Origin of the sequence: Pimelobacter simplex (genome assembly GCF_900114845.1) — a bacterium.
In the GTDB taxonomy this organism is placed as follows: Bacteria; Actinomycetota; Actinomycetes; order Propionibacteriales; family Nocardioidaceae; genus Nocardioides; species Nocardioides simplex.
The window spans coordinates 14926-27430 of the sequence record NZ_FOUK01000006.1 but is presented as its reverse complement, the minus strand read 5'-3'; the positions used below and the strand labels follow the sequence as shown (position 1 = coordinate 27430).

The window sequence follows — 12505 nt, the reverse complement described above, 5'->3', positions numbered from 1 at the left end:
GTCCAGGCACTGTCCATCAGTTGCGTGGACAATCAGGGCCCGGCCACCCTCCCTCCCCGGCCGGGCCCTGGTGCGTTTTCCGGCCGGGCTGAGCGGGTGGGCGGGCTCGAGACGGCCCGGGTTCAGCGCAGCCGGACGAGCCGGTAGCCGATCTCCGGGTTCACGGTGAGCGCGGTCAGGGTCAGGGTCGCGGTGGCGCCGGCGGCGACCCGGAAGAGCACGTGCCGCGACCCGCCCCTCGGTGCGTAGATCCGGGTGATGCTCGTGTCGGCGTCGAGAGCGGAGGGCACGAGCGGGTAGGTGACGTTCAGCGCCTGGTAGAGCGAGCGGAAGTGCCACGACAGCATCGCGAACGGGCCGGACGTGCCGAGCGGACCCGCCTCGACCAGGTCGTCGGTGTAGGCGGCGACGGCGAAGTCCTCGAGCCAGCGCCCCGGCGCCTCGCCGAGGGCTGCCGCCAGCGTGGCGGTGCCGGTGCCGGGGCCGGTCACCAGCGAGCGCAGGAAGGCCGTGCGGGCGCTCAGGCTGCCGCCGGACTTGCGGTCGGCGGCGTACCCGAGGAAGGCCCACGCGCCGCCGCGACTGGCCTGGCTCGGCGTCCCGGCCAGCACGGAGTTGACGGTGGGCGCCTGCAGCCAGGGGCGGTAGCGGGTGAAGTCGGCGTTGATGTAGGTGTTGAACGCGGCCACCCGGAGGGAGGCGTTGGGCCCGGTGGTGAGGTTCGAGAGGACGAGGTTCTGCAAGGGGGTCAGGCCGACCGAGCGCGCGTAGAAGGCGGCGTCGAGGGCGCTGTCAGCGACCGCCTCGGCGAGCCAGGTGCCGTCCAGGGGCGTCCCGGCGTCGAGGCGGACGCCGTCCATGATCTGGTGGCCGAGCTCGTGAGCCAGACCGGTCGCGATCTGCCCCTTGACCGACGAGAGGGTCCGCACGTTGGAGTTGACCGCCCCGGTCGGGTCGGGGGCCATCGTGTAGACGATCTCGCCCACGTTGCTGGTCGGGCACGCCGTCTGGCCGAGCAGGTCACGGGGACGCGAGTACACGTAGTCGCTGGTGCTGGTGGCCGGGGGAGTGAGCTCGTTGACCGCGCGGGTGACGAGGACGACGACCCGGTCGTTGGCGTCGCGGTCGGGCAGGTCGCCCAGCGCTCCGGTCACTCCCGGAACCATCGCGTCGAGCGTGGTGAGCAGCTCGGTGTAGTCGGTGTCGACGAAGCCGCCGACGGGATTGCTGTCGTCGGAGGCGATCACGACGTGGGTGCCCACCGCCTGGACCGTCGCGGTGGCGGCCAGGCCGGTCGTGCAGCTCCCGTCGAGGTCGACGTTGAGCCGCAGCGGGTCGCCCACGGTGGGCGTGCCGGAGGGGAGCCGGGCCGGCGGGCTCAGCGGGGTCCCGGTGCCGGTGCTGCCGCGGGCGGCCTGGGCGAGCGCCACCGCGTCGCGCCGGCTCGTCGCGTGCGGGTCCGCGGCGACAGCCGTGCCGCCCGGGTTCGCGGCCGGCATCGGCGCATTGCCGGCGACGGCGACGGTGAGATCGGTCGTCCCGGCGCCGGTGTTGGTCGGGACCAGGACGTACTCGGCCTCGACGGCGTCCGGGTTGGTGACCACGAGGTCGCGCGGGGTCGTCGTGGTCAGCGCGCCCCGGGCCGACTCGTGCACCGCCAGGTCGAGGGCGTCGTCGAACTCGGCGGTGACCGTGAGGTCCGCGACGACGGCGGCGTCGGTGCGCGGGTTGGTCGTGCTGCCGTCGCTCCACTGCACGAAGCGGAAGCCCGCGTCGGGGACCGCCGTCACGGGCGTCCCGTCAGAGCCGTGGTCGACCGTCTGGTCGGTGTCACCGCTGACCGAGCCGCCGGCGCCGGCCAGGTAGCGGAGGTCGTAGGTCCGCACGGCGAACTCGGCGGTGACGGTCAGGTCGGCCGTGACCGGGTTGTCGGTACGGGGGTTGGCCGTGCTGCCGTCGCTCCACCGCACGAAGCGGTAGCCGGTGTCCGGGACGGCGGTCACCGGCGTCGTTGCGGTGCCGTGGTCGACCGTCTGGGGCGTCGTCCCGCCGAGGCTGCCGCCGGGGCCGGCGGCGTAGGTGACCGTGTAGGTGCGCACGGCGAACTCGGCCGTCACGGTGAGGTTCGCGGTGATGCCGGTGTCGGTGCGGGGGTTGGCGGTGCTGCCGTCGCTCCACCGCACGAAGCGGTAGCCGGTCTGCGGGCTCGCGGTGACGCTCGGCCCGTTGCTGCCGTGGTCGACCACCTGGGGTCCGGCCGGGCTCACCGAGCCGCCCGGGGCGGCGGCGTACGTGAGGACGTAGGTCTGGGTCGCGAAGACGGCCGTCAGGGTCGCGTCGGCGATGACGGCCGTGTCGGTGCGGGGGTTGTCGGTGCTGCCGTCGCTCCACTGCACGAACGTCCGGCCGGCGTCGGGCACGGCCGTGACCGCGGAGCCGGCGGCGCCGTGCTGGACCTGCTGGTCGAGGTCGCCGGTCAGGCTGCCGCCGGGACCGGCGACGTACTGGAGGCGGTGGAGGGTGACCGCGAACTCGGCGGTCACGGTGAGGTCGGCGACGACGGCGGCGTCGGTGCGCGGGTTGGTGGTACTGCCGTCGCTCCAGCGCACGAAGTGGTGGCTGGCGCCGGCGAGTGCCGTGACCGGGGTGGCATCGGCGCCGTGGGCGACCGTCTGGTCGACGTCGCCGGTGACGGTGCCCCCGGCGCCCGCCAGGTAGCGGACCCGGTGCGTCGCGGAGGCGAACTCGGCGGTGACGGTGAGGTCCGCGGTCACGTCGGTGTCGGTGCGCGGGTTGGCGGTGCTGCCGTCGCTCCAGCGCACGAAGCGCTGACCGGCGTCGGGGACGGCGGTGACCGCGGTGCCGGAGCTGCCGTGGTCCACGCGCTGCGGCGTCGTCCCGCCGAGGGTGCCGCCGGGACCGGCGAGGTAGGTCAGGGTGTGCTGCAGCGGTGCGAAGCGCGCGGAGACGTGCAGGTCGGCGTCGATGTCGCGGTCGTGGCGGCGGGGAGTGGTGACGCCGTCGCTCCAGCCGGTGAAGCGGTGCCCGGCGTCGGCCACGGCCCGGACGGGTGCGGCGTCCTGGCCGGCCCGGACCCGCTGCTCGGCGGGGCCGGTGATCCGGCCACCGCGGCCGGGGGAGTAGGTGACGTCGTACGGGCCGTCGCTCTCGTCGCCGGCGCCGGACCAGCCGGGATCGGCACCGGTGCCGCCCGGCACGCAGTCCTGGCTCGCGGCGTGCGCCTCGGTCGGGGTGAAGGTGCTCGCGCCGACCACGGCCAGCACCAGCAGGCTCGCGGTGAGCACGCGCGTCGTACGCCGGGGGAAGGTCAGGACGAGGCCCACGGCCACGAGGGCCACCCCGAGGACGAGGAGACCGGCGGCCGGGCCGCCGGTTGCGGGGAGGCACGTCACGAGCGGACGCTACCGTTTTGAGGAGGGCTCTGAAATGAAAGTCCGGAACTTCGCGCTGACCGGTTCGGGGCCGGCGGCGTCCCCTCGATACGATTCGCCCATGACGGCGGCCGTGGAGAACCAGCCCGAGCACGACCACGACCACGACCTGGTCCTGGTGGTGGACTTCGGGGCACAGTACGCCCAGCTGATCGCCCGCCGCGTGCGCGAGGCCCGGGTCTACTCCGAGATCGTCCCGCACACGATGCCCGTGGCCGAGATGGTGGCCCGCAAGCCGAAGGCGATCATCCTGTCCGGCGGGCCGTCGTCGGTCTACGCCGAGGGCGCGCCCACGATCGACCCGGCCATCTTCACGTCGGGCCCCGCCGTCTTCGGCATGTGCTACGGCTTCCAGCTGATGGCCGCCCACCTCGGTGGCACCGTCTCGGCGACCGGAGCCCGCGAGTACGGCCGCACCCGGGTCACCACCAGCCTGCCCGGCACGCTCCTGGCCGGCCTCCCGGCCGAGCACAACGCCTGGATGTCGCACGGCGACTCGGTGAGCGCGGCGCCCGACGGCTTCACCGTCCTCGCCTCGACCGAGGTCACCCCGGTCGCCGCCTTCGAGAACGTCGACCGCGGCCTGGCCGGCGTCCAGTGGCACCCCGAGGTGCTGCACTCCGAGCACGGCCAGAAGATCCTCGAGCACTTCCTCTGGGACATCGCGGGCTGCCGCCAGACCTGGACCATCGGCAACATCGCCGAGGAGCAGATCGCCCGCATCCGCGACCAGATCGGCCCCGACGGCCGCGCCATCTGCGGCCTGTCCGGCGGCGTCGACTCCGCCGTCGCGGCCGCCATCGTCCAGAAGGCCATCGGCGACCGCCTCACCTGCGTGTACGTCGACCACGGCCTCATGCGCAAGGGCGAGACCGAGCAGATCGAGCGCGACTTCGTCGCCGCCACCGGCGCCAAGCTCGTCATCGTCGACGCCGAGAAGCAGTTCCTCGACGCCCTCGCCGGCGTCAGCGAGCCCGAGGCCAAGCGCAAGATCATCGGCCGCGAGTTCATCCGCGCCTTCGAGGGCGCCGAGCTCGAGGTCATCAAGGACGCCCCCGAGGGCACCAAGGTCGGCTTCCTCGTCCAGGGCACCCTGTACCCCGACATCGTCGAGTCCGGCCACGGCGCCGGCACCTCGACCATCAAGTCCCACCACAACGTCGGCGGCCTGCCCGAGGACCTCGAGTTCGAGCTCGTCGAGCCCCTCCGCGAGCTCTTCAAGGACGAGGTCCGCGCGGTCGGCGCCCAGCTCGGCCTCCCCAGCGTCATCGTCCAGCGCCAGCCCTTCCCCGGCCCCGGCCTCGGCATCCGGATCATCGGCGAGGTCACCCGCGAGCGCCTCGACCTCCTCCGCGAGGCCGACGCCATCGCCCGCGAGGAGATGACCGCCGCCGGCCTCGACGGCGACATCTGGCAGATGCCGGTCGTGCTCCTGGCCGACGTCCGCTCGGTCGGCGTCCAGGGCGACGGCCGCACGTACGGCCACCCCGTCGTACTGCGCCCGGTCACCTCCGAGGACGCCATGACCGCCGACTGGGCCCGGTTGCCGTACGAGGTGCTCGAGAAGATCTCGACCCGGATCACCAACGAGGTGGCCGAGGTCAACCGGGTCACGGTCGACATCACGTCGAAGCCGCCGGGCACCATCGAGTGGGAGTGACGCCGGCACTCTGACCTGCGGAGACGAGGCTTGGCTTGTTCCTGAGGGGAGAGTTGCAGTCAGCCCTCCCGGACTGGGACAAATCACGCTTGGTTAAGCCTGCGCGGAACCCTGACGAAGAGCGAACCCCAGGTCCACCATCGCCCCATGACAGGAAATCCGAGCCAGCCCGGCTGGTACCCCGACCCATCGGCACGGAACACCCAGCGCTACTGGGACGGCGATGCTTGGACAGATCAGATGGCCCCGCTGGCTCCTGAGGCGAAGGGAAGCCGTCCAAAGGAGCAGTTCCTTCCGACCTGGGGCCTCGTGTTGGGCATCGTCCTGGTGATCATGTTCTTCATGGTCGTCTGGGCCGTCCAGAGCGGGGAAGCCGAGGATCGGAAGCTCTGCCAGTCTTTAGAAGAGGCGTACCCAACAGGGGACAGCTGTTAGCTCTTCGATTCGTTCTGAGGCGTCTGGGTGAATCTCGGCCCGTGGATGCCGAGATCGTTGGGAAAGCCAAGGTCGACTCGAGCGATTTCGGGGAGCCGGGGGAACACGTCCTCGTGGACGCGCGACATCTCCAGGTACGCGCTCATCCTCGCGGCGCTGCTGACCGCCGACGTCGATGCCGGGACTTTTACGCGGCGGTGTAGTGCTGCCGGTCGCCCCGGACCACTCGCGCGACAGCACGGTCGTCGTCACCTACGGAGCCTGCAGCGAGGTGTGCCTCATGCCCGTGCGCGACCTGAGTGTGCCCGTCGGTTAATCCGCGACGCGGTCTTTGCGGCACCGGGTCTACCTGGATACTCTGTATCCAGTTAACGAGAGGTGGAGCCATGCGGATGAACGAGGGCGTCGAGTGGGCCGCCCACGTCTGCGTGCTGCTCCACTGGCTCCACGAGGACGACGGCCACGACGGCCCCGCTCCGACCCCGGTCGCCCGACTGGCGGAGGCCTACGACCTCCCCGCCGCGTACCTCGTCAAGCAGGTCCAGGCGCTCACCCGTGCGGGCATCACCGAGTCCGTCCCCGGCAAGTACGGCGGCGTGCGGCTCGCGCGCCCCGCGGGGCGGATCACGTTGATGGACGTCGTCGCCGCGATCGAGGGGCCGGACGACGCGTTCGCGTGCACCGAGATCCGGCAGCGGGGGATGAACGAGGACCGGCCGGCGCGGGACTTCGCGAAGCCGTGCGGGATCGCGCACGCGATGCGGGGGGCCGAGCTCGCGTGGCGCCGGGAGCTGGCGGCGACGTCGATCCTCGACCTGGCGGCGCGGACGCCGCGGCGGGTCGCGGCCGACGCGCGGCGGCACTTCGCCCGCACCTGAGACCGGGCGCGGGGGCTACCTTCGCGCCACCGTTGCCCCAAATCTGGATATTCAATGTCCAGTTAATGAGAGGAAAGAGAACATGACCCGAACCCCGATCCGCGACGCGTCGCCCGCGACCTACAGGCCCTGCTGGCGCTCGACGGCCGGCTCAAGGAGGCGCTCGGCGCGGTGCTCTACGACCTGGTCAAGCTCCGCGCGTCGCAGCTCAACGGCTGCGCCTACTGCGTCGACATGCACGCGACCGATCTCGAGCGGCGCGGGGTCGCGACCCGGAAGATCCACGGCCTCGCGGCGTGGGGCGAGAGCCCCTTCTTCGAGGACGACGAGCGGGTCGCCCTCGCCTTCACCGAGACGTTGACCGGGGGCATCGGTGCCGTCGACGACGACCTGTGGGCCGAGGCGGGGCGGGTGCTCGGCGAGGAGCGGCGGGCCGACCTGATCGTGGCGGTGGGTGCCATCAACACCTGGAACATGGCGGGGATCACCACGCACCTGCAGCCGCGACCCTGAGGGTGGTTGGCGGGGGAGGGGCGGGGTACCGCCGAGGTGCAGCAGGAGGTGTGCCATGGGCGGAGCGGGATTGCCGTGGATGGTCCTCGGGGGAGTCGCCGTCGTGCTGGCGTGCGCGGGCGTCCTCCTGATGGTGCCGTGGATACGTGCCGAGCAGGCGCGTGAGGACGAGCTGGACCGCCGCGACCGCGACGTGCTCGCCTACGAGGTGCCCAACGGGCAGGACCCGACCGCGGTGCTCGCGGCGCTGGCGAGCGCGGGGCTGCCCGCGGTGCCGTCGCTGCGGCACGGGCACCGGGTGGTGCTGATCGACGAGCAGGGCCGGCGCGACGCGGTCGTCCGGCGGCAGGCGCGGCGGGTGATCGCCGCGGCGCCGCTCAACGCCCTCGGCGACCCCGCGCCGCCGCACGCGGTCGTCTTCCTCGACGAAGGGCTGCCAAACTAGAACACGTTCCACTATGGTCGTGGGGTGAGCAAGGCTGCCTCGCTGACCAGGGTCGCGATCGCGTACGTCCTCGCGTTCGGCGCCGCGACCGGCTGGCTGCTGTGGGGGCCGGACACGCGGTGGCTGTGGCTGGACGGTCTCCTGGGCGACCTCGTCGCGACGCTGGTCGTGTTCGCGGCGAGCCGGGTGCACCGCAACTCGAGCTTCTACGACGCCTACTGGAGCATCCTGCCGCCGTACCTCGCGCTCTACTGGTGGCTCGCCGCCGACGCCGCCCGGGACGACGCCCGCGCGTGGCTGGTGCTCGGCGTGATCGCGCTGTGGGCGGTGCGGCTGACCGGCAACTGGATCGTCACCTTCCCCGGGCTGCACCACGAGGACTGGCGCTACCCGCTGGTCCGGGCGCGGGCCGGCCGGCTGGAGCTGCTGGCCGACCTCGTCGGCATCCACCTGGTGCCGACCCTGCAGGTGTTCCTCGGCCTGGTCCCGGCGTACGTCGTCCTGACCCGCTCCGGTCCCGGGCTGCGGTGGCTCGACGGGGTCGCGCTCGTCGTCGGCGTCGGGGCGGTCGTGCTGGCGTTCGTCGCCGACCGGCAGATGCAGCGGTTCGCGCGGGAGCGGACGCCCGGGCAGGTGATGGACCGCGGCCTGTGGGCCTGGTCGCGGCACCCCAACTACTTCGGCGAGATCTCCTTCTGGTGGAGCCTGGCGCTGTTCGGGATCGCCGCCTCGCCGGCGGACTGGTGGTGGCTGCCGGTCGGCGGCGTCGCGATGCTCGCGATGTTCCTGGGCGCGAGCATCCCGATGATGGAGCAGCGCAGCCTGGAGCGCCGCCCGGCCTACCGCGAGGTGGTCGCCCGGGTGCCGGTCCTGGTGCCCCGGCCACCCCGGTCAGCCCGGTCGGCCGGGTGAGCCGCCCGCGGGTCGTCGTCGCCGGGCTGGGCGACAGCGGACTGCTGACCGCCATCCACCTCGCCCGGGCGGACGTCGACGTGGTCGGCATCTCGAGCAAGCCCGGGCTCGTCAGCGGCCAGGAGCTCGGGATGCGCCTGGCCCGGCCGGAGGCCTGGGCCCGCGACTACCGGGTCGGCTTCGACCGGTTCCGGCGGCTCGACGGCGCCGAGCTGGTCCATGCGGAGCTGACCAGGCTCGATCCCGCCACCCGCACGGTGACGGTCGACGACGGCCGCGCCACCCGCGCCATCGACTACGACGTCCTGGTGGTCGCGACCGGGGTCAGCAACGGCTTCTGGCGCCGACCCGCGCTGCAGACCGAGGCCGAGGTCACCGCGACCCTGGCACAGGCCCACGAGCAGATCGCCGGCGCCGCGACGCTGCTCGTGGTCGGTGGCGGTGCCGCCGCGGTCGCGAGTGCCTACCAGTGCGCGACCCGCTGGCCGGCGCTGCGGGTGACCCTCGCGTTCCCGGGGGAGCGGGCCCTGCCGCAGCACCACCCGCGCACCTGGGCCCACGTGCGGCGGCGGCTGCTCGCCGCCGGCGTCGAGCTGCGCCCGGGCCACCGCGCGGTCGTCCCCGAGGGCTTCGACTGCGACCGGATCACGGCGGGGCCGGTCGCCTGGAGCAGCGGCCCGGAGCCGTTGCCGGCCGACGCCGTGCTCTGGGCGATCGGCCGGGTCCGGCCCAACACCGGCTGGCTGTCCGCCGACCTCCTCGACGACCAGGGCTTCGTCCGGGTCGGTCCGGACCTGCGGATCGCCGGCCTGCAGGACGCCTTCGCCGTCGGCGACGTCGCCGCGACCGACCCGCTGCGCTCCTCGGCCCGCAACCGCGCCGACAAGCTGGTCGCCGCCAACGTCCGGGCGCACCTGGCCGGCCGGCCGCTGGGGGAGTTCCGGCCCGCCCGGCGCCGGTGGGGCTCGGTCCTCGGCGTCGAGGACGACGGCCTCCGCGTCTTCACACCGGCCGGCCGGCCGTTCCGGTTCCCCGCGTGGACCGTCGGCGCGGTGCTCCAGCCGTGGATCGTGCGGCGCGGGATCTACCGCGGGATCCGCGACCTTCCCCGGTGACACCTTCGGTGGCAGAGTCGCGCCATGTATCCCGGGACCTGGGCCGCGACCACGCCGGACAAACCGGCCCTGATCATGGCCGGCAGCGGCCGGACCCTCCCCTACGGTGAGCTCGACGAGCGCAGCCTGCGGCTCGCGCGTCACCTGCGCGCGGCGGGACTGAGCGCCGGCGACGTCGTCGCCATGATCAGCGACAACCGGCCCGAGACCTACGAGGTCTACTGGGCCGCGCTGCGCTCGGGGCTCTACATCACGGCGGTCAACAGCCACCTCACGGCCGGCGAGGCGTCGTACATCGTGCGCGACTGCGGGGCCCGCGCGCTCGTCGTCTCGGCGGCGCTCGCCGACGTGGTGGGCGGTCTCGACGCGGACCTCGACGTCCCGGTCCGGCTGGCCTACGGCGGCCCCGTCGCGGGGTACGACGACTACGAGGCCGCGCTCGCCGCAGCCGGCACCGACTCGCTGCCCGCGCAGCCGCACGGCGACGACCTGCTCTACTCCAGCGGCACCACGGGGCGTCCGAAGGGGATCAAGCCGCCGCTCCCGGCGATCGCGGTCGACGAGCCGGGCTACCTCTACCCGGCGATGTTCGCGCCGGCCTACGGCTTCGACGCCGACACGGTCTACCTCTCGCCGGCGCCGGTCTACCACGCGGCGCCGCTGCGCTTCGGCGGCGTGATCCACACCGTCGGCGGGACGCTGGTGATGATGGAGAGGTTCGACGCCGAGGCCGCGCTCGCCGCCGTCGAGAAGTACGGCGTCACGCACACCCAGATGGTGCCGACGATGTTCGTCCGGCTGCTCAAGCTCGACGACGAGGTCCGGTTGCGGCACGACCTGTCGACGCTGCGCTGCGTGGTGCACGCCGCAGCGCCCTGCCCGGTCGACGTCAAGCGGCGGATGATCGAGTGGCTGGGACCGGTCCTCGAGGAGTACTACGCCTCGACCGAGGCCAACGGCGCCACCCGGATCGACTCGGCGACCTGGCTGCAGCACCCCGGATCGGTCGGCCGGCCGCTGCTCGGCCTGCCGCACATCGTCGGTGAGGACGGCGCCGAGCTGCCCGCGGGCGAGATCGGCACGATCTACTTCGAGCGCGAGACGCGGACGTTCAGCTACCACAACGACCCGGAGCGGACCCGGGCCACCGAGCACCCGGAGCACCCGAGCTGGACCACGGTGGGCGATCTCGGCTACCTCGACGACGAGGGCTTCCTCTACCTCACCGACCGCAAGGCGTTCATGATCATCAGCGGGGGCGTCAACATCTACCCCCAGGAGATCGAGGACCTCTTCACGCTCCACCCGGCGGTCGCGGACATCGCGGTCATCGGCGTGCCGGACGACGACATGGGCGAGCGGGTCGTGGCCTTCGTGCAGCCGGCGGCGAGCGTGCGCGACGAAGACGACGCGACGCTCGCCGCCGCCCTGGCGGCGTACGCCCGGGAGCGGATCGCGCACTACAAGGTGCCGCGCGAGATCCACTTCCGGGCGTCCCTGCCCCGAACTCCCACCGGGAAGATGGTCAAGGGCAGGCTGCGCGACGAGTACGCCGCGCAGTCCTCAGGCCCGCCTAGGTGAAGATGCTGACGCCTCCGGGACCGACGAGCAGCCCGACCACGATCAGCACGATCCCCCACAGCAGCTGGCCGCGGAACAGGCTGACAATGCCTGCCACGACCAGGATCACGGCAAGGATCCACAAGATGAATGCCACGGTTTCCCTCCTGTCGTCGGGGCCGGATGACCCCCGTTCAGCCCGGTACCCCGGGATCGCCCGAGCAGACGGTTCATCCACCCTTCACGCTCGGGCGGGTGCGTTCGGCGCCGACCCGGCCTAGGGTCGCGGTGTCCGCATCCCTGCTCGGAGGATCCCCATGCGACGTACCCCTGCCGTGCTCGCCGCGCTCGCGGCACTGACCACGCTCACCGCCCCTGCGGTCTCGACCGGCGCACCGGCCACCGCGGGCCCGGCCCCGGCCGCGCAGGAGCGCCCGGCCGTCCGGTTCGCCACCTTCAACGCCTCGCTCAACCGCGGCACCGAGGGACAGCTCGTCGCCGACCTCAGCACCCGGGACGACGTGCAGGCGGCCAATGTCGCCGAGACGATCCAGCGGGCCCGCCCGGACGTCGTCCTGGTCAACGAGTTCGACTACGCGCCCGGCGCGGCCGACCTCTTCCGCGACAACTACCTCGAGGTCGGCCAGCGGGGGGCCGCGCCGATCGACTACCCCTATGCGTACGTCGCGCCGGTCAACACCGGCGTGCCGAGCGGCTTCGACCTCAACAACGACGGCCAGGTCGGGGGCGGCGACGACGCCTACGGCTTCGGCCTGTTCCCCGGCCAGTACGGCATGGTCGTCTACTCGCGCTTCCCGATCGACACCGCGCACGTGCGGACGTTCCAGCACTTCCTCTGGAAGGACATGCCCGGCTCGCTGCTGCCCGGCGACTGGTACTCGCCCGCGGAGCAGGCGGCCTTCCGGCTCTCGTCGAAGTCGCACTGGGACGTGCCGATCCGGGTCGGCCGCCGGACCGTCCACTTCCTGGTGGCGCACCCGACGCCGCCCACCTTCGACGGTCCCGAGGACCGCAACGGCAAGCGCAACCACGACGAGATCCGGTTCTGGGCCGACTACGTCGCCGGCTCGGCCCGCAGCCGCTACATCTACGACGACGCCGGCCGGCGGGGCGGCCTGCGGCCCGGCTCGCGCTTCGTCATCGCCGGTGACCTCAACGCCGACCCCTACGACGGCGACTCGGTCGACCACGCCGCACGCCAGCTCCTCGACCACCCGCGGATCGACGCCCGCGTGGTGCCGACGTCGGCGGGTGCGGCCGAGGCCGCGGCCCTGCAGGGTGGTGCCAACGCGAGCCACCGGGGCGATCCGGCCCAGGACACGGCCGACTTCGCCGACGGCGCACCGGGCAACCTGCGCGTCGACCACGTGCTGCCCTCGCGCGGTCTCCACCCGCTGCGCGGTGGGGTGTTCTGGCCGGTCGCGGCGGACCCGCTGGCCCGGCTGACCGGGGTCTACCCCTTCCCGACCTCCGACCACCGGCTGGTCTGGCTGGACCTGCGCCGGCCCTGAGCC

Annotated in this window: 11 protein-coding genes; 9 read left to right on the top strand and 2 right to left on the bottom strand. The window is 72.9% G+C overall.

Going from position 1 to position 12505, the window contains the following annotated elements:
- Positions 1-122: 122 nt before the first annotated feature.
- Positions 123-3413: an InlB B-repeat-containing protein gene (locus BM223_RS22285; RefSeq protein ID WP_038677370.1), complete on the bottom strand. Its 3291-nt coding sequence runs from the start codon at positions 3411-3413 to the stop codon at positions 123-125.
- 100 nt (positions 3414-3513) lie between these two features.
- Between BM223_RS22285 and guaA the strand changes: the two genes are divergently transcribed.
- The 8 genes from guaA to BM223_RS22245 all read left to right on the top strand — a co-directional run bounded on the left by guaA (position 3514) and on the right by BM223_RS22245 (position 10991).
- Positions 3514-5112, top strand: coding sequence for a glutamine-hydrolyzing GMP synthase (gene guaA, locus BM223_RS22280; RefSeq protein ID WP_038677371.1), 1599 nt, complete (start codon positions 3514-3516; stop codon positions 5110-5112).
- A 147-nt stretch (positions 5113-5259) separates the two neighbouring features.
- Complete coding sequence (locus BM223_RS30235) at positions 5260-5547, top strand: DUF2510 domain-containing protein (RefSeq protein ID WP_075018726.1); 288 nt, start codon at positions 5260-5262, stop codon at positions 5545-5547.
- A 386-nt stretch (positions 5548-5933) separates the two neighbouring features.
- Positions 5934-6425, top strand: a complete 492-nt coding sequence (locus BM223_RS22270; RefSeq protein ID WP_038677373.1) for an RrF2 family transcriptional regulator — start codon at positions 5934-5936, stop codon at positions 6423-6425.
- Positions 6426-6554: 129 nt separating this feature from the next.
- Positions 6555-6938 carry a carboxymuconolactone decarboxylase family protein gene (locus BM223_RS22265; protein WP_075018725.1) on the top strand — a complete coding sequence of 128 codons (384 nt, stop codon included), beginning with the start codon at positions 6555-6557 and terminating at the stop codon, positions 6936-6938.
- 55 nt (positions 6939-6993) lie between these two features.
- Entirely contained in the window at positions 6994-7383 is a 390-nt protein-coding gene (locus tag BM223_RS22260) for a hypothetical protein (RefSeq protein ID WP_141267112.1), read from the top strand.
- A 24-nt stretch (positions 7384-7407) separates the two neighbouring features.
- Entirely contained in the window at positions 7408-8295 is an 888-nt protein-coding gene (locus tag BM223_RS22255) for a DUF1295 domain-containing protein (protein WP_038677375.1), read from the top strand.
- Positions 8292-9410, top strand: coding sequence for an FAD-dependent oxidoreductase (locus tag BM223_RS22250; RefSeq protein WP_038677376.1), 1119 nt, complete (start codon positions 8292-8294; stop codon positions 9408-9410). Before BM223_RS22255 ends, BM223_RS22250 begins: the two co-directional genes overlap by 4 nt.
- 24 nt (positions 9411-9434) lie before the next feature.
- Entirely contained in the window at positions 9435-10991 is a 1557-nt protein-coding gene (locus BM223_RS22245) for an acyl-CoA synthetase (RefSeq protein WP_038677377.1), read from the top strand.
- On the opposite strand, the gene BM223_RS29300 is transcribed toward BM223_RS22245, so the two are convergent.
- A complete protein-coding gene (locus BM223_RS29300; RefSeq protein ID WP_170222488.1) occupies positions 10984-11127 on the bottom strand; it encodes a GPGG-motif small membrane protein in 144 nt (47 codons plus the stop codon). The genes BM223_RS22245 and BM223_RS29300 overlap by 8 nt on opposite strands.
- 160 nt (positions 11128-11287) lie before the next feature.
- Between BM223_RS29300 and BM223_RS22240 the strand changes: the two genes are divergently transcribed.
- On the top strand, positions 11288-12502 hold the full coding sequence (locus tag BM223_RS22240) for an endonuclease/exonuclease/phosphatase family protein (protein WP_038677378.1): 1215 nt from the start codon (positions 11288-11290) through the stop codon (positions 12500-12502).
- The last annotated feature ends 3 nt before the right edge of the window (positions 12503-12505 follow it).

Bases quoted from the DNA above. Each gene is read 5' to 3' on its own strand.
- guaA (WP_038677371.1), top strand. From the start codon at position 3,514: ATGACGGCGGCCGTGGAGAACCAGCCCGAGCACGACCACGACCACGAC.
- BM223_RS30235 (WP_075018726.1), top strand. From the start codon at position 5,260: ATGACAGGAAATCCGAGCCAGCCCGGCTGGTACCCCGACCCATCGGCA.
- BM223_RS22270 (WP_038677373.1), top strand. From the start codon at position 5,934: ATGCGGATGAACGAGGGCGTCGAGTGGGCCGCCCACGTCTGCGTGCTG.
- BM223_RS22260 (WP_141267112.1), top strand. From the start codon at position 6,994: ATGGGCGGAGCGGGATTGCCGTGGATGGTCCTCGGGGGAGTCGCCGTC.
- BM223_RS22245 (WP_038677377.1), top strand. From the start codon at position 9,435: ATGTATCCCGGGACCTGGGCCGCGACCACGCCGGACAAACCGGCCCTG.
- BM223_RS22240 (WP_038677378.1), top strand. From the start codon at position 11,288: ATGCGACGTACCCCTGCCGTGCTCGCCGCGCTCGCGGCACTGACCACG.